Source organism: Halobaculum sp. D14, assembly GCF_051195135.1.
Classification (GTDB): Archaea; Halobacteriota; Halobacteria; order Halobacteriales; family Haloferacaceae; genus JBNTKA01.
Genome location: NZ_JBNTKA010000007.1, coordinates 1 through 18913, shown reverse-complemented (window position 1 = coordinate 18913; position 18913 = coordinate 1). Strand labels below are relative to the sequence as shown.

At 62.0% G+C, this 18913-nt stretch carries 21 protein-coding genes; 7 read left to right on the top strand and 14 right to left on the bottom strand.

Going from position 1 to position 18913, the window contains the following annotated elements:
* Nucleotides 1–36 precede the first annotated feature (36 nt).
* Entirely contained in the window at nt 37–885 is an 849-nt protein-coding gene (locus tag ACQUST_RS14850; RefSeq protein ID WP_435130338.1) for an ATP-binding protein, read from the top strand.
* Nucleotides 886–1338: 453 nt separating this feature from the next.
* On the opposite strand, the gene ACQUST_RS14845 is transcribed toward ACQUST_RS14850, so the two are convergent.
* The 3 genes from ACQUST_RS14845 to ACQUST_RS14835 form a co-directional block, all read right to left on the bottom strand.
* Complete coding sequence (locus ACQUST_RS14845; RefSeq protein ID WP_435130335.1) at nt 1339–1563, bottom strand: hypothetical protein; 225 nt, start codon at nt 1561–1563, stop codon at nt 1339–1341.
* A gap of 195 nt (nt 1564–1758) precedes the next feature.
* Entirely contained in the window at nt 1759–2154 is a 396-nt protein-coding gene (locus ACQUST_RS14840; RefSeq protein ID WP_435130332.1) for a hypothetical protein, read from the bottom strand.
* Nucleotides 2147–2530, bottom strand: a complete 384-nt coding sequence (locus ACQUST_RS14835; protein ID WP_435130329.1) for a hypothetical protein — start codon at nt 2528–2530, stop codon at nt 2147–2149. The genes ACQUST_RS14840 and ACQUST_RS14835 overlap by 8 nt, the downstream gene beginning before the upstream one ends.
* 204 nt (nt 2531–2734) lie before the next feature.
* On the opposite strand from ACQUST_RS14835, the gene ACQUST_RS14830 reads away from it, so the two are divergent.
* The 3 genes from ACQUST_RS14830 (at nt 2735) to ACQUST_RS14820 (ending at nt 3635) form a co-directional block, all read left to right on the top strand.
* Nucleotides 2735–2941: a hypothetical protein gene (locus tag ACQUST_RS14830; RefSeq protein ID WP_435130326.1), complete on the top strand. Its 207-nt coding sequence runs from the start codon at nt 2735–2737 to the stop codon at nt 2939–2941.
* Nucleotides 2934–3131, top strand: coding sequence for a hypothetical protein (locus ACQUST_RS14825; protein WP_435130323.1), 198 nt, complete (start codon nt 2934–2936; stop codon nt 3129–3131). Before ACQUST_RS14830 ends, ACQUST_RS14825 begins: the two co-directional genes overlap by 8 nt.
* Before the next feature lie 228 nt (nt 3132–3359).
* Nucleotides 3360–3635 (top strand): hypothetical protein, encoded by a 276-nt coding sequence (locus tag ACQUST_RS14820; RefSeq protein ID WP_435130320.1) that lies wholly within the window; start codon nt 3360–3362, stop codon nt 3633–3635.
* A 149-nt stretch (nt 3636–3784) separates the two neighbouring features.
* Here ACQUST_RS14820 and ACQUST_RS14815 read toward each other — a convergent pair whose 3' ends face one another.
* Together ACQUST_RS14815 and ACQUST_RS14810 are read right to left on the bottom strand one after the other, a co-directional pair.
* Nucleotides 3785–4993, bottom strand: coding sequence for a hypothetical protein (locus tag ACQUST_RS14815; RefSeq protein ID WP_435130317.1), 1209 nt, complete (start codon nt 4991–4993; stop codon nt 3785–3787).
* 123 nt (nt 4994–5116) lie between these two features.
* Nucleotides 5117–5461 carry a winged helix-turn-helix domain-containing protein gene (locus tag ACQUST_RS14810; RefSeq protein WP_435130314.1) on the bottom strand — a complete coding sequence of 115 codons (345 nt, stop codon included), beginning with the start codon at nt 5459–5461 and terminating at the stop codon, nt 5117–5119.
* Between the two features lie 106 nt (nt 5462–5567).
* On the opposite strand from ACQUST_RS14810, the gene ACQUST_RS14805 reads away from it, so the two are divergent.
* Nucleotides 5568–5858 carry a hypothetical protein gene (locus ACQUST_RS14805; protein ID WP_435130312.1) on the top strand — a complete coding sequence of 97 codons (291 nt, stop codon included), beginning with the start codon at nt 5568–5570 and terminating at the stop codon, nt 5856–5858.
* Between the two features lie 135 nt (nt 5859–5993).
* On the opposite strand, the gene ACQUST_RS14800 is transcribed toward ACQUST_RS14805, so the two are convergent.
* The 9 genes from ACQUST_RS14800 to ACQUST_RS14760 form a co-directional block, all read right to left on the bottom strand.
* Nucleotides 5994–8747, bottom strand: a complete 2754-nt coding sequence (locus ACQUST_RS14800) for a hypothetical protein (RefSeq protein WP_435130309.1) — start codon at nt 8745–8747, stop codon at nt 5994–5996.
* Between the two features lie 101 nt (nt 8748–8848).
* Nucleotides 8849–9259: a hypothetical protein gene (locus tag ACQUST_RS14795; protein WP_435130306.1), complete on the bottom strand. Its 411-nt coding sequence runs from the start codon at nt 9257–9259 to the stop codon at nt 8849–8851.
* Between the two features lie 80 nt (nt 9260–9339).
* Entirely contained in the window at nt 9340–9738 is a 399-nt protein-coding gene (locus ACQUST_RS14790; protein ID WP_435130303.1) for a hypothetical protein, read from the bottom strand.
* Nucleotides 9735–10502: a ParA family protein gene (locus ACQUST_RS14785; protein WP_435130300.1), complete on the bottom strand. Its 768-nt coding sequence runs from the start codon at nt 10500–10502 to the stop codon at nt 9735–9737. Before ACQUST_RS14785 ends, ACQUST_RS14790 begins: the two co-directional genes overlap by 4 nt.
* Nucleotides 10503–10796: 294 nt before the next feature.
* On the bottom strand, nt 10797–11264 hold the full coding sequence (locus ACQUST_RS14780; protein ID WP_435130297.1) for a hypothetical protein: 468 nt from the start codon (nt 11262–11264) through the stop codon (nt 10797–10799).
* A 664-nt stretch (nt 11265–11928) separates the two neighbouring features.
* Nucleotides 11929–16248, bottom strand: coding sequence for a hypothetical protein (locus tag ACQUST_RS14775; RefSeq protein ID WP_435130294.1), 4320 nt, complete (start codon nt 16246–16248; stop codon nt 11929–11931).
* A gap of 574 nt (nt 16249–16822) precedes the next feature.
* A complete protein-coding gene (locus ACQUST_RS14770) occupies nt 16823–17137 on the bottom strand; it encodes a hypothetical protein (protein WP_435130292.1) in 315 nt (104 codons plus the stop codon).
* A complete protein-coding gene (locus ACQUST_RS14765; RefSeq protein WP_435130289.1) occupies nt 17134–17499 on the bottom strand; it encodes a hypothetical protein in 366 nt (121 codons plus the stop codon). The genes ACQUST_RS14770 and ACQUST_RS14765 overlap by 4 nt, the downstream gene beginning before the upstream one ends.
* Nucleotides 17477–17713, bottom strand: a complete 237-nt coding sequence (locus ACQUST_RS14760) for a hypothetical protein (protein WP_435130286.1) — start codon at nt 17711–17713, stop codon at nt 17477–17479. The genes ACQUST_RS14765 and ACQUST_RS14760 overlap by 23 nt, the downstream gene beginning before the upstream one ends.
* Nucleotides 17714–17961: 248 nt before the next feature.
* On the opposite strand from ACQUST_RS14760, the gene ACQUST_RS14755 reads away from it, so the two are divergent.
* Both ACQUST_RS14755 and ACQUST_RS14750 read left to right on the top strand, forming a co-directional pair.
* Nucleotides 17962–18219: a hypothetical protein gene (locus ACQUST_RS14755; protein ID WP_435130284.1), complete on the top strand. Its 258-nt coding sequence runs from the start codon at nt 17962–17964 to the stop codon at nt 18217–18219.
* Nucleotides 18209–18880 carry a hypothetical protein gene (locus ACQUST_RS14750; protein ID WP_435130281.1) on the top strand — a complete coding sequence of 224 codons (672 nt, stop codon included), beginning with the start codon at nt 18209–18211 and terminating at the stop codon, nt 18878–18880. Before ACQUST_RS14755 ends, ACQUST_RS14750 begins: the two co-directional genes overlap by 11 nt.
* Nucleotides 18881–18913: the final 33 nt, after the last annotated feature.

The following is an 18913-nucleotide window of genomic DNA, read 5'->3' as shown; positions in this document are numbered from 1 at the left end:
TGCTCGACCGTCTCACCACCAGCAAGGACTCCAGCGATGAGTAGCGACTACTACGAGATCGCGGACACCGGCCGCGAGAAGAAACGACACATCGGCGACACCGAGTTTTGGGAAACGCTGATGAAGGGCATCTACGGTCCGCGTTCCGGCGACGCCCGAATCATCATCGACGCCGAGGACTCCGCAAAAGGCGTCGGGAAGACGGGCCTCGCAGTGTTCCTCGCGATGCTGCTCGCCGACGTGTTCGACTACGACTTCACCGAAGACGACATCACACTCTCCGGGAAGAAATACCTTCAGCGCGTTCGTGAGCATCCCGGCCCTGAGCAGCCGTCGGTGATCGTCCTCGACGAGCTCGCCGGCGCCGGTGCCGGGCACGCGTACCGCGAGACGTCGAAGCAGAACGTGGCGCTGGGGAACTGGTGGCAGCTGATGCGCAAGAAGCGGATCGTCTCGCTGGTGACGCTGCCGCACTGGTCGAAGGCGTCGAAGGGAATGCGTCGGGAAGCGGAGTTCCGGCTTCACTGCCTCAAGGAGCCAATCGGATACTTCAAGGCGTACGAGGTGACGACGTCGTTCTCGGAGGGGGACATCTGGACGGAGTCGTTGGACCGGGAACGGATCGCGTTTCCCGACGTGCCGTCGGCTGGCGTCGACGCGTATCGCGCGCTCGACGAGGAGAAGGACGAGTTGCTGGCGGCAGCGACGCTTGACGCGGACGACCTTCATGAGGACGATGAGGAGCCGGAGCTGTCGGAGGATGAAGCCCGCGAGCAGGAGAAACGAGAGGTTGCACAGAGGCTGCGGGATAACGGGGCCACGTTGCGGGAGGCGGCTGACGCGGTGGGTCGATCACACACCTGGGTAAGTGACCACACCGAATAGCGGCCTGTTTTGCCGTTTCCATCTCGGGGGTGTAATCGACAGACGGCATCGGCGTATGTGTTGTTGTAAGTCACTCCGTCCCCGTACACATAACTACACACACGCTTGTCTGCTCTCTCCTCGCTGCTGCCTTCCAACGCGGCGGGTGACGAGCGACCGAACGATGATCGAAATCGAGCTGAGAAAAGAGACCTGAGACAGGAAGTGCGGCGACGCCTTAGCGAGTCTCCTCCTCGTCGGTGCTCGATGGGTTCACCACGACCGTCGCTCCGTCCTCGGCGTGGATCTCGAGGGGCACACCGAGCCCGCCGTCAGCTGCGACTGCTTGGCCGCTAGCTCCGGCGCCCGACGTGGTTGTGTGCTGCGTTCCGCAGCTCGGACAGCGTGACGTGTCACCGCCGGGGATGGGCGGCTCTCGATCTGTACTGAACTCGGTGCCACACCGGTTGCAGGTCAGTCGCTGAAACATGACAGCTCCGTACTAGATTCGAGGGTCTTAGGCGCTGTGCGCCTGATAGAACCGGGGCGCGTATCCTGATAGGACTGCCCTCGGTCCTCTGTCTTGACGTAGTCGCTGAGGTGAGTCTGTGCGATATCGACGAGTGCCTCGACGGTCCGGCGCCGTCCGAACTCCTCGAGGCGCCGCCGCTCGCGGTCGCTGTAGGTGCGCGCAGTCACGTCGTCCCTCCTGGTGCGGCGCGTCCCTCCGTGGGCTCTGCTCCGGCTGGTTCGAAGCCAACGGGGTCCGACGCTCTGCACACCTGCCAGACGTGCCTGACCCACTCTCTGTTGAACTCTTCGTCGCACAGGGGGCAGACACCGTCTGTGATGAGACTCGCCTCCTCGTGGAACGTGCGGCCCGTCACGCTGCCACTAGGCATCGTTGAACGCCTCGTACTCCTCGGCGCCCATCCAGAGGCCGAGTGCGATCTCCCGCGCCTCCTGCGCGTCGAGTTTCGCGCTCGCGCCGAGGCGTGAGTCTTCGCCGTTCGCGTTGAATACGAGGAGGAGACCCGAGTCGACGTAGGACACCGACACGGACTCGTCCTCAAGCTCACCTTCCTCGAAGCTGAAGCCGCCCCACTTCCCTTCGGTCGTCGCGCTAAGGGAGTCCTCGGTCTCGACTAGTCGCCGTTCCACGATGCCGTCGAGGTCGTCCCAGTCGTAGCTTTCGTCCGGGTGGAAGCCGAGCTCGTCCCACTCCACCTCTGCCCCCGCTGCGAGCGCCCCGGAAGCACCGAGGAACCTCCGCCGCGTCAGCTCACTCATCGCGACCACCATCCTGACCGGCGACGACCAGTGCGCGTCCGACCGCCTCAGCCTGCGCGGGCTCGAGGGAGATCGTCACCTCGCCGATTTCGGTGACCATCGAGAGCTCGGCGCCGGAGACCCCCGGTTCGTCGTCGAACGCTGGAAGTTTCCGCAGCGTGAGGTCGGCGTCCCTGAGGGTCCCGCCGAACTGCATGTCGACCCACACGCCTTCGTACGTACGTGCGCTCCGCGTGTCGCCCGCTGCGGCGGTCGCGGTGCCCGCTGCGGTGGGGAGTGCGAGCACGCCCGCAGCGCCGAGCACAGCGCGTCGCGTCGGCTTCAGTTCCGATTCGGTACCGTTCTCTTCTTGGGGCCGCGTGTCTTGCTTCTTCATGGTTGCTTCGAGGCAGCCACGTCGTCCGGACGTCACAGCGTCCGGGCGCCTTCTGAGGGCGCTCCGTGGCTACTCGGTAGTCTTGGCTCCGCCCACTTAGTTATTTGCACTAGTGCATATGATAGGCACCAGTGCATACTTTAGGCAGGCGGCAGAGCCTCCGGACAGAGGTAGTCATTAGTGCAATCCAAAACAGGCGAAGGTATGGGCCGATACCGTGCGATCATGACTGATACTGACCGCGAATACATCAGTAACGGCAGTGACGCGACGGATTCGCAGAGATATCAGGCAGTCTCGCGGGTCCGTTCCCGGATCAACGAGGAGCTCAGCAAGGACGTCGAGGTCCTCGAGGAGCACCACCCGGAGCTCCTCGACGAACTCCGAGCAGTGGTCTGTGAAGATGAGTGACGTCGACGAAATTCCGAACGAGTGGCGCGTGACGTGCAGCTGCGGTGCCGACGGCGGCACGTACGACTACCGCGCCGGCGATGGCCGCCCCGAGTACTGCCCGTGGTGCGGTGCCGAGGTCGACGGCGAGGAGACGCGCGTGATCGACGCGGAGACCGAGCCGACAGCGCTGGGGTGGGACGGTGAGTAGAGCCGAGGACCCCGGTCTTCGTGCGAGTCCACGGGGTTGCACACACGGAAAACCGGCTCCGGAGAATTGCACAAGTTCTGGGGAGAGGGGTTGTGCAAGGTCCGGTGGCGCGGGAGGTAAGGGGGAGCCCCCAGCGGCCGGTATCTTGCGTTCAGGGAGCGTGTCTTTAAATACTGATGTGCTCCGCGTGGGAATGCTCAGCCACGAATCGAGAGGGGTTGTGCAATAATGCGGATCCAGATGAACGACTCTCGCGAGCGAAAGTACGAGGCGCTCGTCGAGGCGACCGGGGAGTCAGCGAAGTCAAAAGCGCTTGACCGCGCAGCAATGTTCTACATTGAGATGGCTGGAGGGACGGATGCCGTCCCAAGTGGCGCGTTTGCTGAGCTGCTTCGGGCAGCAGAAGAGCGCGGCAACCTCACTGGAGAGGAGATCGTTGATATCTTGGATACGAACGAACTGCCCCTTCGGTATCGATCTGAATGGTCTGTCGGTGAAGAGTAGTTGAGGGTGGGAGAAGGTATTGCTAGCTGCTCGTGACGTCTAGAGTAAGAGCTTGGCCATACCGATAACCCCGTAGGGGTTATCGGTATAGCTGGTGGAGTGTGCTCTATCTAATTGGCGCGCAGAATTCTGGTTGCCAGTGTCTGGGGCTAAAAGGTGAGGTGCTGTTGCGGGTGTTCAGCCTGCCGCGCGTATATTTTCCCGCTCCGTTGGGTGATGATGTGCTCGTCTTGAAGGCGGTTCAGTAGGTCGCGGGTATGATCGAGAATACTCTCCTTCCGTTGTTGGGCACTCTTCAGACGGTTATAGTGCTCGATGGTTCTGTCCCACCCGCGGTTCAGCGCAGTCGATCGGGTGAGCCCGCCTTCCCGGAGGAGGATGTTATATATTGCTTGTAGAACCAGACACGCATCTTGTTTCATGCGGCCGTGCCCTTCTCTGTAGATTGAGTTCACGTACTGTAGCTGTACGCCGCCGCGAATGCGCTTAATATACTGGTCAGGTAGAATGTCCGCTGATTCAAGCATCTTCGAAGGGGGTCGAAGGGTATCGACGTCACCGGTGGACAGAGAGAGTTCGTCGTAGTCAGCTCCATCAAGCACGTCTCCATCAGTAGTCTCAACCTCAGGTAGGAAGGAAAAGCGCGGTGTGAGGTGGAGAGTGTCGAGAACCTCGTTGATCTCAGGCTTCTCGTTATTGCATGCCACCATCACATTTGTGTCAATAACTATCCCGTTCATTGAACGCACCGCCGCTCTCATCTCGTCGTCCGAGAGACGGTTGATTAGCATCGGGTTGGTCGGAATCCCATTATCGGGGTCGGATGATAGGTCCTCCAATTGCTGGTGTTTCCGTGTGTTAGTCCCAAGATAGTCTCCTCCATTGTAGACCTCAACGGGAACACGTTCATCCGGTAAGAGGAGAACCCCGTCAGGCTCCCTCCCTGGGTTATTAAGAATATATCTGTGTGGGCCTTCAGGGAGTACGTCGAACCCGGTAATGTGTTGCCCGATCTCATCATAGATTTTGCAGAGAGCTACGTAGGCGATGAGGTTGGCGTAGTATCCACTTCTAGTGAGAAACGCTTCGAATCTCTTTGTCGCCTCAACGATGCTGTCCTCGGGCTCATGGCGTTTGGACCGGGCGAAGTATTTTCGGGTGTCCCCATCCACTTGGACACTCTTCTCCTCAATCTCGCCCGCTCGCTTCAGCTCGATCAAGGCGTTCCCTGTAGTGTTCTGATAGACCCCCGCCACTTCGCATTCCAGCTTGAACTGGGATACTGGCCACGCCGGGTGGTCGTCGAGCCGATTAGTGGCGATAGTTTTGACGTATTCAAGCGGCCCGGGTCTCGACATGCACTACTGGTGTCACAGGGACGGCATAAGCCACCCGGAAGGGGGGCACCGTCACCACCTTATAAAGAAAGGCGGGAAGCATAGGTAGTCCATACCAAGTACCCTTAGCGGGCCAACAATCAGTTAGTCTTCGGTCTGCATGTCAAGCAGGCGCTGCAGCGTGACTCCCTCGACTTTTCGGAGCAGTGTCGCGAGCTCGTCCTCCTCATCGAGCGTGTATCTTTTTCCACCCTCCTCGCCGAATTCCTTGATCAGCCCGAGGTCTTGGAGCTCGTCAAGGTGCCTGTAGACGGTGCTACGGGCTGTGTCGCTAAGCCGGGCGATGTCGCTGACGTTCAGTTCTCGGGACGCGTTCGCGACGAATGCCTCGATGACCCGTGTGCGTGCTGGCCCGCTGAATAACGTCGCGATCGCCCCTTCGCTGGCCAGTGATTCTTCGTTTGGTTGGGATTGCATTTTCCCCGACATGACTACTACTACTACTCCCCGCAGTGTTATAGCTTTCCTATGAGTGCATCAGTAGTGTTCGACCGATGGGAAAAGACTAAATACCCTGCGCGCATACATATATACGATGAGTAACTCTGATTCTCAACTCAAATGCAAAATCGTGGAGACATTGATTCGCAAGCGAAAGACAGGGAGCAACAAGATTCGCATCGATACTCTTCTGAACTACTCAGTTCGTGACAGTGACGCTGGGCGGGCACGACAACTCATCAACGATGAGATGATTCCTCGGAACGAAGCCTCGCTCGTACAAGTTGGAGGCGGCCAACGGAAGAACGTCAAACTGGGGTCGATCGACGAAGCCGTCGAGTTCCTGAAGGAGCACGGTGGCGACGTCCCGTGGGGGTTCGACTGACCTAGGCTTGAGTGGACCCTGACCAGTATCTAAAAACAAGTTTCGCTTGTTCAGCGGTCCAAGCGCAGCGTGGACGGGTGTTTCGAAGGCGTGACCCCGAGGGTCCACCCAGGGAACACCGTGTTCCTCAGAGAATCAGAACCCAAGTCCGCCGAAATCCCAGGGGTCGTCGTTATCGCCGTCACCGAACGGGTCCGCCGCTGACTCGTCGTCGGAGCTGCCGAACGCCTCCTCGAGGCTCTGTGCGACACCGGTGTCCCACACGTCTTCGCTCAACGCTGACACGCCGCCGAACATGCCGTCGTCCTGGTCCTGTCCCCCGTCGCCGAAGCCGAAGTCGAAATCACGGTCTCGACTCCCGTCGTCGTTCCGGTCTCGATTTGGGTCCCGGTTCGGGTCTCGGTTCGAGTCCTGTCCCGGGAAATCCATTCCGGGGTCCATCACAGACCCGACGTCGAGGGCGGATGGCGTGTCTGTATCGTTCTCAGCGGAGGACCCGACGTCAAGCCCGGTCGAGAGGTCCCTGTCGAGGGCTGTTGCGGTGTCCTCGTTCACATTACCGTCTCCCCCTTCGAAGACGCTTCCAAAGGCTTCGTCGAATGACGAGCCGGCTGGGTCGTCGAAAGCTGCCCAGAAGTCGCCGTCGACCCCTTCCGGTCCTCCGGTGATCGTCTCCGCAAGCGCAGGCTCTTCTGCCGCGGCGCTCCGTGCGGTCGCTGCGGCCGTCACGGTGGTCGTCGCGTCGGCATCGTCCGGGAAGAAGTTACTCTGGGTCTCTTCGTCGATCTGCTCCTTGTCTCTTCCCAGCACCCGTCTGTTCGATGCGGCGCCAGGGTCGTAGCTGTCGGGTGCTGCCTCGTCGTTCCGTCCACGCCCCCGTTTCCGGCGGCGCTGAATTGGATCGGCAGCACCGATGTCGTCCTCACGGTCGAACTCCGGGCGGAACGACTGCCCCGAAGCGTCCTCGACGTCCGGGTCTGTTCCGGCGATAGTATCGGGGAGGTCTTCAGAGCCAGCTGACCTGTCTCCCCGCCCCGGCGGGATCAACGACCCTTTTCCTCGTTCGTCAGCTAGCAGCCGGGACAACGTTTCTGAAGTGGACCCACGGAAATCCCCGAGGACGTTGACGCGGGGGTCCACCTCGTCAACGATGTCTGATCGAGAAAGCTTGGAGAACGCCGTCACTCCGCCGGCTCCACGGCTTGCAGCAGCAGCACCGGCGCTCAACACGGCCGCCGTCAGTGCTCCGCCAGCCTTCCCCGGGTTTTTCTCGATGAACTGCGCGGTCTTCGCCGCTCTCTGAACACCGACAGTCGCTGCCGTCTCAGCCGCATTCCCTGGCTCCCCTGCGACGTCGCCGACCGTCCAGATGTCCACGGCGTCGCTCACTTTCTCCGCGGCTTTCAGGTACTGTGGCGCGTTGAAGAGGCCGACCATCGACTTTGCTGTCGACTCCAAGACCTGCTCGCCGATGCCCTCGCCGGCGTCGCCCACACCGCCCTCATCCTTCTCGATCCACTGCTGAACGTCCTGAGTTACGAACCCTCGAGTGGCGTTGTCGAGGTCCTGCTCGGAGATGCCGGTGAGCTGCGTGACCAGCGACCCCCGGTGGAGTGCGCCGGGGGTGAAGTCGTTTTCTCCGAGAAGCCCGCCGCGGGACGCGGACCGGACGATTGACTCGTCCACCAGCGGATCAGTCCCCATGGGGCGATCGCCCAGAAGCGAGTCGACGCGGTCTCGCACCGACCCGATGTTCGCCGCCTCGGCCTCCTGCGCCAGCCGGCTCTGTGTCGCTCTGCCGGCTTCAGTGTCGTTGTTAACGAGCGAGTCGACGCGTGAATCGATGTTCTCACGCGCGGTTTGCAGTCTGTCACGGGCGTCTTCCAGCCTGTTCCGTCGGAGCTCTGCTCGGGCAGCAGGCTCCAGCTTGGCCACGGGCTCCCCTTCGTTGTTGGTGACGATGTTGACGTCCGCGCGAGTAATGTCCGGGTCGGCGATCTGGCGGAGGAGACGGTCGGCTGCCGCATCCTCAACGGCGCCGCGGGTCGGCTCGACCACTACTCCGGAGCCGTCGCGCTGCTGTCGCACAGCAAGGTCCTCGCGGGTGAACGGCGTGTCCTGATACTTGCTCAGGAACTGGCTCAGGACTTGGTTACGTTGCTCCGCCGAGATATCGGCACGGTCTGTCGTCGGCTCATCCCACGACGGCGTCCCGACGACAACCTCCGGACCAGTCTCTCCGCGACCGTCACCGTCGGTCGGAGTCGCATCACCGCCGCCGCCCCAGCCGGCGCCGGCGCTCGGTGCGCCGGGGATCGAGCCCCCCGGGCCACCGGCCGGGTCCGCGTCCCCGCCGACTGCCCCGTTCGACACTTCTTCCGCCCTGTCGATGATCTCTTGGTTCGACGGACCCGCGCCGAAGCCGCCCGACTGCCCACCGTCGCCGCTGTCGTCGGAGCTGGGCGCAGTCGGCGTCTCGGCGTTCGGGCCGGCGCCCCCCGGTGCGTCGAGCGCCGGATCCGACCCGCCGCCCGTCGACGACTCCGACCCGGTGTCAACCGCGTCGGTGCCGCCTGACGATCCGGAGCTGCCCGACGAGTCGTCGTCTCCAGGCGCGCCGGGAATCGAGCCGCCCGGCCCACCGCCTGCCGACGGAGCCGACCCACCGCCGCCGCTGTCGTCGGAGCTGGGCGCGGTCGGCGTCCCGGCATCCGCGCCGGCGCCACCCGGTGCGTCGAGCGCCGGATCCGACCCGCCGCTGAACGCATCGTCGCCGCCTCCGCCGCCGGTCGAATCGGATGCGTCGTTGCTGTCGGACGAGTCCGTGCTGTCGTCAGGGGCGCCGGGAATCCAGCCACCCCGCCCGCCGCCGGGGCGCCGAATCCTCATCGGACTACCCCGCTGGAATCCTGTGTCTGGTGGCCGCTATCTATCGACATAGAAGCATAGATGCACGGCGACCCTCTAGTCTTTTCGACGCCCCCACCGCATCATTCTCCCGTCTCGGGAGGTTCTCCTTCGGTTCCCGGGGGGACCTCAGTGATTCGTACGTCAAACTCGTCAAAACCTGATACTACCTCGAAGTCTTTTAGCGCGGCACGGAACTCCTCCTGCGTCGCCTTTCCGTTCTCGATGTCGTCGCCGATCTGCGAGAGTTGCTTCGCGCGACGGAACGCCGGTTTGTCCAGGTCCACGCTGCTCCCGCAGATGGGGCAAACCAGCTCCCTGTGGCCGAACCATGGGATGAGAGGAATCCAGAAGACGTGCGCCCAGCTTCGCCATTTGCACGGGTGGAAGTGAACATCGTTCTCGCAGCGGTTGCAGTAGCCCGGGTAGGCGGGACCGTAGTCCTTGCTGCGGACCTTCCGGCCAAAGATGATGAACGCGAGCGCCATCAGCATGTGAATAATTGACAGGGCTGCGTGTATAGTTGTTATCCTGCGTCCATGTCAGCCGCTGCATAAACCTCTCATCGCTATACTCAATCTGTGCTTTCCAACCGTTCTGTGACCTCTGTGGTATCCATCTCCGCAAGGCGTTCCAACCCGAGTTCCACCAGCAGCGGGTAGAAGTGACGCGTCTTCTTGAGATCAACACCCGCCCCAGCCTCCGATAGCTCGAAGTCCAGACGCTTGTACGCAGTCGTCAGTTCGTCGTCGACGTCGTCAGGCAGGTAGAAACTCCGGACGTTCCATTCCTTCTTGATGTTCTGTGCCTTCTGTGCTTTCTTTTCGTTCTGCTCCTCGCTGCCTGTCTGTTCTTTCTGTGACGTCTGTGAACTCATGTCGGTCTGTGACTGGTTGTCCGTCTGTGACTCGTCGCCGGCTTTCTCGTCCTCACCGAATCGACGGCTGAGGCGGTCGTCGATCTCGTCGCTCACGGGGCCACCTCCGCGGCGATCTCCGCGTACACGTCACGCATGTCGGTGTCCTCGGCGTCCTCACCGAACACCGAGACCTCGTCCTGCATGGCTCGCTTAATCGCTGCGCGCGACCGAACTACCCACACGGGCACGCGGCCCTCGAACCGCTCCTCGAACCACTCGATTGCGTCCTGCTGCTCGTTGTCCAAGGGATACGCCACGTTCGACACGATCACACCGAGGATGCTGATTCGGGTCCCGTAGTTGTCTTCCAGTGTGTCCAGCTGCCGGAGCAGGTGGTTCAACGCAAGTTGGCTGCTCTCGTCCGCCTCAACGGGGACGAGTATCTCCTCGGTCGCCAGTACAACGTTGTCGTTCAGTGGCCCGAGGGACGGCGGTGCGTCGATGATGATGACGTCCCACTCGGTGGCGTCGTCGAGGAGCTGTTTCAGGCGCATTCGCGGCCTCATTCCTGACGCGATCAGGTCTTGCTCTAGGCGGAACATGTCGATGTTCGCCGGGAGAAGGTCGAACTCCTCGTGCTGAACGACGAGGTCCGCCACCGCGTGCTCGCCCGGTGAGTCCAGGGCGTCGTAGAGCGATGGCGGGTCCGACGCGTACGCGTCCTCGAAGCCCAGTCGGTGCGTCAGATACCCCTGCGGGTCCATGTCTACCGCGAGGACGTCGAGACCGCGGGCAGCGAGCGCGCCGGCCACGTTGATTGTGTTCGTGGTCTTTCCGACGCCGCCTTTCTGTTGCAGTATCCCGATTCGGCGAGTCATGATGTCACGGGCTTCTGTGCTTTCTGTGCCTTCAAATAACTACGTCAGACACCGCCCCTGCAGAGAGCAGCGGCCCATTCTTATTTTCGGCACCGGTGAGACACCCACATTGCATCGGTGTCTGAAGTGACGTCAAACAGGATAGGCCTACTATGGTATTCTCCATTATTGGTGTTCCAGGGCCGTACATCACGTAGCAGTTCGCCGCTGGTGGATATACAGAAGCAAAACGGGGCCAGTGCTGGCCCCTCTTAGTAAAATAGGTTTGAATAGAATGTGCGCTTGACAGCGCCGTCAGTAATCTCCGTCGTCATCGGCAGCGCCTAGTTCTTCTTCCTGAACCTGCCCGTCATCTTCCAGCCGTTCCTCCTGATCCGGGACATCAACTGCTTCCGACGCGTGATAGATACCGAGGATTGAGGATCCCGGCAGCTTGCTGTTCTGGAACGTTCCTGCCTTCGAGATATCTCGCCTATCGGCCTCATCAATAGACGCATCTCCTCCTTCCATATCGTTTGTTTCCGTGTCCCAGTCAATTCCGTCACCAGGACTCATACTGGCCTGTTCGGATGCCTGAGTGTCGGTAGAAGACTGACAAGTCTGTTTGTCATCGACACCGACACCAGGATCATCAGTCCCGTAGTCTTGCTCTCCGAAGTCCTCCTGTCCGTATCCACAGTCACCTTCCCCATCATCCTCATCGCTCTCCCAAGCGAGCGCAGGTGCTGTGACTGCAGCCAGAAGAACCGTTGCAGCAAGCAATCCGATTACGCACCGTCGAATCGACGCGTTTGGTGTTTGGAACATTCGTGTGGTGTGCAGCGATAGTTGCGGGCTGCTCCACTTGTCTGTGTGAGTGAGGCTGTCTATGACTTCAGGTCAACATATAGGACGTACCACAATAAATCTAGTCTGGTGCCAAATGGAGATGTGAGCCAGAAACGGTGACTGTCAGCACCGCGGGTTCAGTAGAGCCGATTTCACCGGTAACTGTCGAATGTAATAACACGAACCGGGGCGGTGGAGGATGCCCCGACCAATTGATTCGGTTCGCACGCACCAGCCCCGACCAACCCCTGCCTAACAGGTATGCGACGGACGGCCACCGAGTTGGTGCGAGTACCGACCGAATAGCAACCTGTTGATCGGGGACTGAACCACGACCAAAACCCGGTGGCCGGGGCAGACTGTCGAGGTGTTTCCTAAGAGCAGTTCATACTCATATCGACCCTTTCTTTGGACGAATTTCGCGATGTGCAGACGCCTCCCACAGCCTGAGAAAACTGTAGAGCCGAGTCGGGCTCATTTCAGCCAGTAACAAACGGCTCGACGAAGACGAGCGTTGAGGGGGTTCCCGAGAAAATGCTCGACGAATGGGTGAGAACCCCCAATTCAGCGGCACGGATTCGGGGCGGGGTCCAAGCGGCTACAGCGCCTCAAACTCACCACCCCCCGAACCGGCACGTGTCACCTGGCGTCCTTTCTCCGCGAGAGCCTCGAGGGCGTCGCGGACTGCGTCCGGACTGACGTCGACGGTGCCGGCGACGTTCGCGACCGACACCTCGTCGCCTGAATCCACCTCAGTGCGCACGTGCTCGGCGACGGCTGCTTCGGTCTGGTCTGTGACCTCTGCCTCGTTCATTTCCTCGCCGCCGTCAACGGCCGGCTCTGCATCTTCAGCTGCATCTATCGAAGACTGCCCATCAGGACGTTCCGCATCGGCTATCTCTCCCGCTCCGAGTTGTGCGCGGTCGATGATAGTGTCGGTGCCGACGACAAGCTGAAGCTTCCCATCATACTCACCAATCTCTGCACCTTTCACGTGAAGTGCATCAGCCTCGAACCGGCCGGTCTGGTCGTACATCTGTGGGATGGCGTCCTCGTCCCAAACGACGAGTTCAGCCTCACCAGTCTCGTCAGAGAGGGTCGCCGTCCATGCCGGCGTCCCCTCCTGTGTGCTGCGGCCGTCAAACTTCCCGAACTCGACCGCGGCGATCACCGACGCCACATCCTGTTTCCCCGGGTCGATTTCTCCGATGGAAACAGGGTCGGGGTGCGCCGGCTGCTCGCCACCGTCGCCGTCACCACCGTCGCTGTCACCCTCAACTTCTTCCTCTTCTCCGCGAGGTTCAGCACCGAACGCGAATCGGTTGAACTCCAACTGTTCTTCGGCCATCGAGGTATCGATCCGGGCGCAGCGTGCGAGCGGAGGGGTGTACTGCGAGTGCGTGATGACGTACGAGTCAGTGTTATCGGCCTCCTCGTTCATCCGGTCGCGGTAGTCTTTCGCGGTGTTCAGAAGGTCCTCGCCATCGAGCCCGTGGTCTCGGACATACTTCGAGACTCGGTCGTGTACGCTCGAGAGCTTCAGCGCCAGCTGCTCGTCGGGGTCGCCCGCGTTCACGAATGTGAAGTGTTTCCCCTCTTCGAGGTACTCCTCGGTCGCAGCGCGCGCCGCTAGCTCTATGAACCGGTCCTGGTGCGACTTCCGCGACCCGCCGTCACCGAACTGCTCCGCGATGTAGAGCATCGCCTCGCCGATCTCTTCGTCTGTCGGGAGGTCAAGGTCGTCCACGGCGAGGTCGGCCTCAGCTGCCATCTGTTCGGCAAACCGTCGGTACAGCGTCATCCCGAAGTGAATCGTCTGGACGCCCTGCCGGGGGAGGTCGTCCACGCCGGTGACATCGTTCGTGGTGAGCAGTTCCCGAACGCTCTCCCGGGACTCTATCCAGAGTCGCTTCAGCGTGTCTTCGTCCTGCCGGAGGACGAACTGGTAGTAGGCGAGGGCGTGCTGCTCGAGGTTGTATCCCTCGGGCTCTCTCGTCTCTCCATCAGCGTCGTACGCCATCCCGGTGAGGTGAGCGAACGCCTCTTTCGTCGGTGACCCAGGGTCTTTCACCGTGTCTCGGAAGCGCGTCTGGATGCTCCGCCGCTCCTCGGCCGCCCCCTGCATGGACTGCTCACCCGAGATCATCACCGGGGCTTTCAGTTCGTACTCCTCGGTGGACTTGTCGGCGTTCCCGCGGGTGGCGACACCGCCGCGGGTAGTCGAACGCATCAGGTTCTGGAAGCGATCTACCTCCCAGTCCTTCATGTCTCCGGGCTTGTATTCGTCGTACCACATCGGGATGGAGTTCGTCGAGGCCATCGACGTGATCAGTGCGAACTTCGTGTCGTCGCAGGCCATCGGTTCCCCGTTCATCCCGAGTAACTGCCAGAGGATGCTGAGTGAGCTGGACTTGCCCGCGCCCGTCTCTCCGGTGACGTGGAGGGTGTTGAACTGCCCCTCCCAGTCTTGGACGTACGGGCGAAGTGGAGCGGTGTAGAGCCAGCCAATCGCCGGAAGGAACCGCTCGCTGATTCGAGACTTCGGGACAAGCTCTAGGATCTCGGAGACCTCCTGAGGGTCGTACTCTGTGTTGTCGTCGGGAGTCAGTGACCAGGCACGCTCGGCGCTGATCTCTCGTTCGATGTACGCCGTGTCAGGGTCCTCGACCCATCCGTCGGCCGTGAGGACGCCGTTCGGCGTCACGAACTCGTCGGTGTCGGGGTGGAGACCCATGTGGTGTGTTCCGGTCCGCACGGGAGCGTCCTGAACGCCGACAAGCTTCCTCAGTTCGTTCAGATCCGACGCGGTCCCGTCGAACGTGGTCGTGAGGCCGGTCACGACGTTGTCGCGGAACCGCCGGACGTCGTTGAACACCTTCGTCGGAACCGTGAGTTCGTACGGCTCTTCACCCGTCCCGGGGACGACGGTCATCTCGATCAGGCGCTCGCCGTCGTTGAAGAAGAACGACTCCACCTCGATGGTGAAGTTCGTGACTCGTTCGAACCAAGTGTCGCCGGTCTCGTGGTTTGTGTTCCAGTAGCCGTAGCCTCCATTCTCGACGTCCAGCTCGATGTGCGCGCGGACGTTCGCGTTCCGGCCGTCATCGCTTTCCTGGCCGTCCTTGACGGCGTCCGGGGTAGGCGCATCTGGGTCCTCCTGCGGCGGGGACGTTGGTGCCGGTGGTGTGTCGTCACCACCGACGTCCTCCAGGTCGTCGGGTCGCCCCCCGTCGTCACTCATGTACTCGCGTCCGTGGTCCAGGCCAGCATCCTCGATGGCCGCGAGAGCATGGTTGTACGTCTCCTTTCCCGGGAACCGAAGATAGCCTCCCCGCTCACTTTGCGCGTGAATGAAGGCGTCCTCAGGGAGCACACCGAGCGCCACGGCGGCCTCCCTGACCGCCCAGTACGGCATCTGCTCGTACTCCTCGCCGTCAGCGTTCTGCGAGCGGGCGTCGGGAGTCCAGACGGGGATTTCGAAGCCCATCCCACGCAGGTACTGCAGGCCGCGCCGCCAGTCGTCGCCCGACGGCGTCGCGTCGCGGTCCCAGTTCTCCTCGGCGATGAGGGCCATCTTCACCGGACCACCGCTGTAGTCGTCGCCTGTATCGACCCAGAACCCGGTGTCCGTATCGACGAAGTTCGCGTTTCCGCTCTCGGCGTTCGTGCCCCAGATCGGGACGAACGCCCGCTTTCCGTCACCCGAGTTGTCGCGCATCCCACTCGCGCGGTCGGTCCACTGGTGGACGATTGTGCGGTCGGCGACGTCCTCTATATCGAGCGCGTCCAGGGCATCGTAGACATCGGTGATGAACGGCGTCACCGGTGCGCCTTCGACACCACCGCCCATCTGTTCCTTCCGCTCGCGGCGGCGCTCACGGGCGCGCTGGCGGGCCTCTTCCTGCCGCTCTTCGCGTTCCCGTTCCTCCTCGACCCACGCCTTCAGCGCATCCCCCCAACTGTCGTATGCCTCGTACTCGTCGGGCCAGAGGCGCTTCACCAGCGTCTCGGCGTGGCCGCGGTGCTCGGTGCTCGTGAAATCGGCTGCCCAGCTGGTTGTCTCCTCGACGAGGTCCTCGTCGACATCGTCGAACGGGACGAGCTCGTACGTCGGGTCCTCGGTATCCAGCGGGACGACCACCGCGTCGTGGTCCGCATGGAGCGACAGCGGTGCTTTGTACTGCCGGTTGCAGTTGTTTACCCAGTCGGGGTCGATGACCTCAGCAGCGCCGTCGACGCGCTCCTCAACGCGCTTCTGAGCTTCCTTCAGCCAGTCGTTGGACCGGTCCACGAACGCCTCCATCACGCGCTCGCGTGCGTCTGGGTCGTCCTCGAAGACCTCGGCGATAGGGAGCGTCGCGGCGGGTGCGCCCATCACGTACGACCCGCCGACGCTGTCCAGTGCGAAGATCGCGTCGCGGTCGCCGTACAGCCGGGCGTACTCTTCGACGTAGGCTGCCAGCGTTTCCTCAATCACTTGCTGGGTGTCTTCGTCGAGGTCGCCCCTTTGCGGCTTCAGCTCGTCGGCGAGGTCGATGTCGCCCCAGGCCATCACACCACGGAGGTCGCCGTACCCGGGAGTCGGGCTGCCGTTCATCCACTCGATTTGCCCGTCCTCGACGGTGCAGGGCTCCCAGTCCACGAAGGCGTCGCGAGCCTTGTACGTCGTCAGGGCATACAGCGCACGCTCGATCCGGCTGCGGACGGTGCCGTAGTCCTGTGCGAGCGTCGCGCATCGTCCTTCCTGCTCGTAGCCTTCCTCCAGGACGTCGAAGTCGTCGTGGTCCCGCCGGACGTACCAGCCACTGTAATCGTTCAGGCCGATGGTGAGGTGGCCGTCCAGTTCGGCCAGCTCCTCGACGACCGGAGTGATCTCCTCGTAGTGCGCGCGGACGCTGTCTAGGTCGATATCGCTCACGCGATTCCTCCCTGGCCGTCAAATTGACACCACGGTTGACGGTCAGCCGTGAACACCAAATCACCATACTGCGGCGGGGCATTGACGGATTTGACGGATTTGACGGTTCTAGAGAGGCAGGTGGGTAAGGCAGCGGGCGAGCGCGAGCGCGAGCGCGAGCACGGACGAGCGCCCGCTACGTACACCCCCTTTCTATTTGCCGTCAAATCCGTCAAACATGTCAACCCCTCTCCGCCCTCTCTCGGTTTTCTGTTTGACGGTTCAAAATCCCAACCGTCAACTCCGTCAACCGCCCCGGTCGAAACTCGGTTCTCGCACCATGTCCGCGCAGATGTCGTGTAGCTCATGTTTCTGATACCGGATGAGCCACCGCCGGCGCGGTGCTGAACGCGAAGACTGGACCCAGACCTATCGGGACCGGTAGATTCACGTTCGGCGAGGAGAAAGGGTCGAGCACGGTTCCAGGGTGCTCGGGGGTCCTTCTCCCCGACTCCTCTTTCTTTCGTAGCGTCGGGTGTGTTCTGCTCGCTGATTTCACGTCCTGCGGCATAAACAGTGCGGTGCGTCTGACGTTTCACCGCTCCACCTCCGTCGCCGGGGTGAACCCTTCGTCTTTCAGGATTGCGAGCAGCTGCGGCGGGATGTCGGTGAGCTCCGGGTCGGTGATGAGGTCGTGGGTGGACTCGCCGCGCTGCTGCGTGACGATCTCCCGGATGTGCTGAAGCGTCGCGACCCCGTCGTCCGTATCGATCCGGAACAGCGCTTTCTTCGTGTGGCTGCGGGTCGGGTGCCAGGTGAGCGTGTACGTCGACGGGGAGCCGTCGCGATGCTTCCCGGTTGCTGGCGGGACACGCCACTTCCAACTGTTGTCGCCGTGTTGGGCGCTCACTGCACCCACCTCATTTCTGGCTCTTCGTCGACGTCGTCTTTCTCGCTGCCCTCGACGTGGGACCACAGCCCTGCCTCGGTGTATTTACTGAGACGGTTTTTCAGCGCGAGGACGCTCCGGAACGCGCCGACGTGCAGGATGTCGACCGTAGTGGCAGTTTCCTCGTCGTGGTCAAGCTTGTGGATCGCCCACCAGTTTCCGTCTTCGGGCTCCCGGACGATGCGAATGTCTTCGGCGATCCGCTTTGGCGTCCGTCGACCGTAACCCCCGGTCAGGACATTGAGGAGCACCTTGTCGTGTTCGGGGAGGAACTCCCGGTCGTAGTCCGCGACCCCGTCGTCAGTCGCCATGGTCTCCTCCATCGAGGAGGTCCGCGTCTGCGGCGCGTTCGGCTGCGACCCGGACCTGCTTGTCGACCGCGGCGTCTGGGTGCTCGCGGCCGACCTGCCAGAGGATCGACGCCAGGCCGACGAGAGCGGACGCAAACTCCGTGTCGCCGTTTAGGGCGTCCTCTTGGTTGAGTGTCAGTTTCTTCTCGGTCCCTCCTTCTGCCTCCTGTTGCGCTGTCATGCTCATTTCCGTGGATCGCGAGTGCCGCAGCTATTCGCTCGTAAGGTCTAAGCCACATCCGGACGAAGGAGGGAGCGAAGGGCGTCCACCCTCACTTTCCTTCGTGGTCCGCTGAGTAGCGGCGGGTCCTGCTCTTTCCTCTAACCTGGCTTTCAACCACCAAAACGCCCCCTCCCGTGGGGGACCGCATGGGAGCCCGCGTTGGCACCCAGCCGGGGAGCCAAATATACCGTTCCCGTGATTCGGCGTCGTTGATGACGGGAACTGACCCCCAGCAACTACGGGCTAAGCGGGCGATTGAACGAGCGCTGAACGGAGAGCTGTACAACGTCGGCGACTACTCGGTGGTCGTCACCGATCGCAACAGCCGCGGTGGCCGTCGGTACCGAACGACGCTCCCGAAACGGGTCTGTGAGCAGCTCGAGGTTGATTCCGAAGACGAGGCGGCCGTGTTCGCCGACGTGAAGAACGGTGCGATCGTCTACAGTTTTGGTGATGCCGATGAGCAGTGATCGGTCGGAGGATGCGGTGTTCACGGCGGACTCCGTCGACGAGTTTGTCGAGCGGATGCGGCACCGGCAGCTTCTCGAGGCGAAGCAGGATGCTGCGGCGACGCTCCGGAATGCGGTTGCGCTTCAGCAGAGGGCGACGGCCGGCCGCGCAGCGGAGGAGATCAGGCACGCGGTCGCGCAGTACGTCCTCGAGGCAGAGGCGTTGTATCGCCGGACTGAGCCGGGTAAACGGCTGTGGAATGAGGTGGAGATTGACACCATTCCGGTGCTGGCGAGTGCGCCCGTCGATGGTGAAGAGGTCGCGTCGGTCGACCGCGTGCGCCCGATCAACGGGCCGCCGGTGGGTGAGCGGCACGGCCGACGTGTGTTGCCGGTTGTCGGCGTCAAATCGTTCCTGGAGGCTGACGAGTGGCGTGCCCGACTGATCTACCAGAGCGACATCCCTGGTCGCGGTGCAGCGACTGAGACGAAGTCGGTGACGTTCTCTCCAGCGGTGCCGATCTCGACGAGTCGGGAGGCGTTCCGTGCGACGAACGCGTTGCTGCACCAACTGGATATGGGCGTGCGGATGAGCGCTGACGACGGCACCGGCACCGTCGACACCGACTACACGGAACTGCTCGACCGTCTCACCACCAGCAAGGACTCCAGCGATGAGTAGCGACTACTACGAGATCGCGGACACCGGCCGCGA

Excerpts from the sequence above, each read along its gene's own strand:
- ACQUST_RS14810 (WP_435130314.1), bottom strand. The coding sequence starts at position 5,461 with ATGTCGGGGAAAATGCAATCCCAACCAAACGAAGAATCACTGGCCAGC.
- ACQUST_RS14795 (WP_435130306.1), bottom strand. The coding sequence starts at position 9,259 with ATGCTGATGGCGCTCGCGTTCATCATCTTTGGCCGGAAGGTCCGCAGC.
- ACQUST_RS14835 (WP_435130329.1), bottom strand. The coding sequence starts at position 2,530 with ATGAAGAAGCAAGACACGCGGCCCCAAGAAGAGAACGGTACCGAATCG.
- ACQUST_RS14750 (WP_435130281.1), top strand. The coding sequence starts at position 18,209 with ATGAGCAGTGATCGGTCGGAGGATGCGGTGTTCACGGCGGACTCCGTC.
- ACQUST_RS14840 (WP_435130332.1), bottom strand. The coding sequence starts at position 2,154 with ATGAGTGAGCTGACGCGGCGGAGGTTCCTCGGTGCTTCCGGGGCGCTC.
- ACQUST_RS14820 (WP_435130320.1), top strand. The coding sequence starts at position 3,360 with ATGCGGATCCAGATGAACGACTCTCGCGAGCGAAAGTACGAGGCGCTC.
- ACQUST_RS14830 (WP_435130326.1), top strand. The coding sequence starts at position 2,735 with ATGGGCCGATACCGTGCGATCATGACTGATACTGACCGCGAATACATC.
- ACQUST_RS14805 (WP_435130312.1), top strand. The coding sequence starts at position 5,568 with ATGAGTAACTCTGATTCTCAACTCAAATGCAAAATCGTGGAGACATTG.
- ACQUST_RS14760 (WP_435130286.1), bottom strand. The coding sequence starts at position 17,713 with ATGAGCATGACAGCGCAACAGGAGGCAGAAGGAGGGACCGAGAAGAAA.
- ACQUST_RS14765 (WP_435130289.1), bottom strand. The coding sequence starts at position 17,499 with ATGGAGGAGACCATGGCGACTGACGACGGGGTCGCGGACTACGACCGG.
- ACQUST_RS14755 (WP_435130284.1), top strand. The coding sequence starts at position 17,962 with ATGACGGGAACTGACCCCCAGCAACTACGGGCTAAGCGGGCGATTGAA.
- ACQUST_RS14850 (WP_435130338.1), top strand. The coding sequence starts at position 37 with ATGAGTAGCGACTACTACGAGATCGCGGACACCGGCCGCGAGAAGAAA.
- ACQUST_RS14800 (WP_435130309.1), bottom strand. The coding sequence starts at position 8,747 with ATGAGGATTCGGCGCCCCGGCGGCGGGCGGGGTGGCTGGATTCCCGGC.
- ACQUST_RS14825 (WP_435130323.1), top strand. The coding sequence starts at position 2,934 with ATGAGTGACGTCGACGAAATTCCGAACGAGTGGCGCGTGACGTGCAGC.
- ACQUST_RS14785 (WP_435130300.1), bottom strand. The coding sequence starts at position 10,502 with ATGACTCGCCGAATCGGGATACTGCAACAGAAAGGCGGCGTCGGAAAG.
- ACQUST_RS14815 (WP_435130317.1), bottom strand. The coding sequence starts at position 4,993 with ATGTCGAGACCCGGGCCGCTTGAATACGTCAAAACTATCGCCACTAAT.